This window comes from Dietzia sp. DQ12-76, assembly GCF_014145045.1.
Classification (GTDB): domain Bacteria; phylum Actinomycetota; class Actinomycetes; order Mycobacteriales; family Mycobacteriaceae; genus Dietzia.
In genome coordinates this window covers 1-3,131 of the sequence record NZ_JAALDV010000494.1, presented here as the reverse complement: position 1 = coordinate 3,131, position 3,131 = coordinate 1, and the positions used below count along the sequence as shown (strand labels likewise).

At 69.4% G+C, this 3,131-nt stretch carries 3 protein-coding genes; all 3 read left to right on the top strand.

Translation table 11 applies throughout. The features are described 5' to 3' along the window. Positions 1–563, top strand: a 563-nt coding sequence (locus G6019_RS15410) for a trypsin-like serine protease (protein ID WP_182627969.1), incomplete at its 5' end; no start/stop codon positions are given. A gap of 73 nt (positions 564–636) precedes the next feature. Then, entirely contained in the window at positions 637–1,074 is a 438-nt protein-coding gene (locus G6019_RS15405) for a GNAT family N-acetyltransferase (protein ID WP_107755547.1), read from the top strand. Positions 1,075–1,248: 174 nt separating this feature from the next. Further along, positions 1,249–3,111, top strand: coding sequence for a 2-isopropylmalate synthase (gene leuA, locus G6019_RS15400; RefSeq protein WP_107755546.1), 1,863 nt, complete (start codon positions 1,249–1,251; stop codon positions 3,109–3,111). The last annotated feature ends 20 nt before the right edge of the window (positions 3,112–3,131 follow it).

The following is a 3,131-nucleotide window of genomic DNA, read 5'->3' as shown; positions in this document are numbered from 1 at the left end:
CCGCCGACCCGACCGCGTACACCCTGGGGTTCGGCAACCAGGCGACCGTGCCGGGCGGGTTCGCCGAGACCGCCTCGCTCGCCAGCCCGCCGATCGTCGGGGCGTTCGGCTCCCTCGACTCCGGCAGCCTCGGGCGACACACCCCCGTCGCCGCCTACCACGCCCCCGCCGGTGACGTCATGCTGCTCAAGCTCGCACATCCGGCGCCGTCGCCGTCGGTCAAGCGCGCGGGAAGGGATCCCGTACCCGGCGACGTGCTGCGGTTCCACGGCTTCGGCGAGACCACTCCCCGAGGCCAGCGGTCGGCTGAGCTCCGGACCGGCCTCACCCGCCTCGAGCGGATGGAGCCGCGAGCGGGATCCTGGATCGGACGGTCCCACACCACCCAGGGCGGCTACGGGTTGGGGGACTCCGGGGGGCCCGTGTTCCACGGTGACCTCCTGGTGGGCATCCACTCCGGCTCCGACCACGCACGCCGCCAGCCCAACGGGACCAATCCGGCCTGGTACGAGTCGATCCCGTTCCAGAACGGGTGGATCAACTGGATGATCGCCAACCGATGACCACGACGGTCCGGTCACACCCGGCCCCCACGCTCCCGCGCCGGACCTCCCGCGTTTTTGTCACACTGAGCTAATGACCTCGCCGGAGCAGCCGGAGCTCGTGATCCGCCGCGCCTCACGCGGCGATCTCGACCTGGTCCTGTCCGTCGACGACCTGTTCCGCTACCCACCCACCGCGGAGTGGACCCGGGACTTCCTCGACAACGGGTCCAACCTCCTGCTGCTGGCGTTCCACGACGACGTCCCCGTGGGGACGCTGGTGGCGGTGGAGACCGGCTATATGGGCGCCAGCCCCGACCTGTTCGTCTACGGCATCCGCGTGAGCGAGTCACTGCGGGGCCGCGGGATCGCCCACCGCCTGGTCGACAAGGCCCGCGACATCGCCGAGGAGGCCGGTTGCCGCAGGCTCTGGGGTTCGATGCAGAACGACCGGGACCTGAGCGCGGACTCCCCCCTTACCCCGCCCGAGGCGACGACGGGAACCACGACCTTCGTCATCCCGATACCGTGATGAACTCCGATTCCGTGCCCCTCACCGGATCGGTGTATGGTGACCCCCATGCAGCGCGTGCTCCTTCTTGGGTGCCGCGGCGGGGCCCGCTGAGGCGGACCGGCTCCCCGTCGCGGGATCTCGTCGCGCCGGTCCGATCCCCACAGATCGATTCCACGGAAGTAGAGCCCCGCAATGAATCCCGCTGACGCATTCGTCTCGTCGTCGTCGACCATCACTCCCCCCTCGAAGCCCGGACGCCCCGACCAACCGTCGTGGAACCGACAGAAGGGCTCCTCGATGCCGGTCCACCGGTACCGGCCCTTCGCCGAGGAGGTCGAGGACGTCTCGCTCCCCGACCGCACGTGGCCGGACAAGGTCATCACCCACGCGCCCCAGTGGTGCGCCGTGGACCTGCGGGACGGCAACCAGGCTCTGATCGACCCCATGAGCCCGGCCCGCAAGCGTCGGATGTTCGAGCTGCTCGTCCGCATGGGCTACAAGGAGATCGAGGTCGGGTTCCCGTCGGCCTCGCAGACGGACTACGACTTCGTCCGCGAGATCATCGAGGACGACGCGATCCCGGAGGACGTCACCATCCAGGTGCTGGTGCAGTGCCGCGAGGACCTGATCCGCCGCACGTTCGAGGCGTGCGAGGGCGCGTCCAACGTGATCGTGCACTTCTACAACTCGACCTCGATCCTCCAGCGCAAGGTGGTGTTCCGTAAGGACCGCGAGGCGATCAAGAAGATCGCCACCGACGCCGCGGAGCTGGTCACCACCATCGCAAAGGACTACCCGGACACCACCTGGCGCTGGGAGTACTCCCCCGAGTCGTTCACCGGGACCGAGCTCGCGTTCTCCAAGGAGATCTGCGACGCCGTCACCGAGGTCGTGGGGGCCACGCCGGAGAACCCGATCATCCTCAACCTGCCGGCGACCGTCGAGATGGCCACGCCCAACGTGTACGCAGACCAGATCGAGTGGATGCACCGCAACCTCGCGCACCGCGACGCCACCATCCTCTCGCTGCACCCGCACAACGACCGCGGCACCGGCGTCGCGGCCGCCGAGCTGGGCTTCCAGGCCGGCGCCGACCGCATCGAGGGCTGTCTGTTCGGCAACGGCGAGCGCACCGGCAACGTCTGCCTGGTGACGCTGGGCATGAACCTGCTCACCCGCGGCGTCGACCCGCAGATCAACTTCTCCGACATGGACGAGATCCGCCGGACCGTCGAGTACGCCAACCAGCTGCGCGTGCCCGAGCGTCACCCCTACGGCGGCGACCTGGTGTTCACCGCCTTCTCGGGCTCGCACCAGGACGCGATCAACAAGGGCTTCGACGCCCTGCAGGCCGAGGCCGAGGCCCGCGGCGAGGACATCACCGACATCACGTGGGAGGTCCCGTACCTGCCCGTGGACCCCAAGGACGAGGGCCGCACGTACGAGGCCGTGATCCGCGTGAACTCGCAGTCCGGCAAGGGCGGCGTGGCCTACATCATGAAGAGCGACTACGGCCTGCAGCTGCCGCGACGCCTCCAGATGGAGTTCTCCGCGCTGGTGCAGAGCGTCACCGATTCCGAGGGCGGCGAGGTCACGCCCAAGCAGATGTGGGACATCTTCACGCTGGAGTACCTGGACCGCATCTCGCCCATGGAGCGGATGTCCCAACATCTGGAGCCGGCCGAGACCGACGACGGCGAGGACTCCATCGACGCCGTGGTCAAGTGGCGGGGCGAGGTCAGGGAGCTGACCGGGTCCGGCAACGGCCCACTGGCGGCGTTCGTCGCCGCGCTCAACGAGATGTTCGACGACGAGGTGCGCATCCTCGACTACTCCGAGCACGCGATGACCGCCGGGGACGACGCCACCGCGGCCGCCTACGTCGAGGTGCAGTTCGGCAATCGGGTGTTCTGGGGTGTCGGCCGGGCCGGGTCGATCACCACGGCGTCGCTGCGCGCGGTGGTCTCGGCGGTCAACCGGGCGTACGCCGACGAGGCCGTCGACCCCGAGGACACCGTGGGCAGCATCGAGGGCGCCCGCACCTGGGCTCCCTGACCGCCCCGGCGCCCGCACGC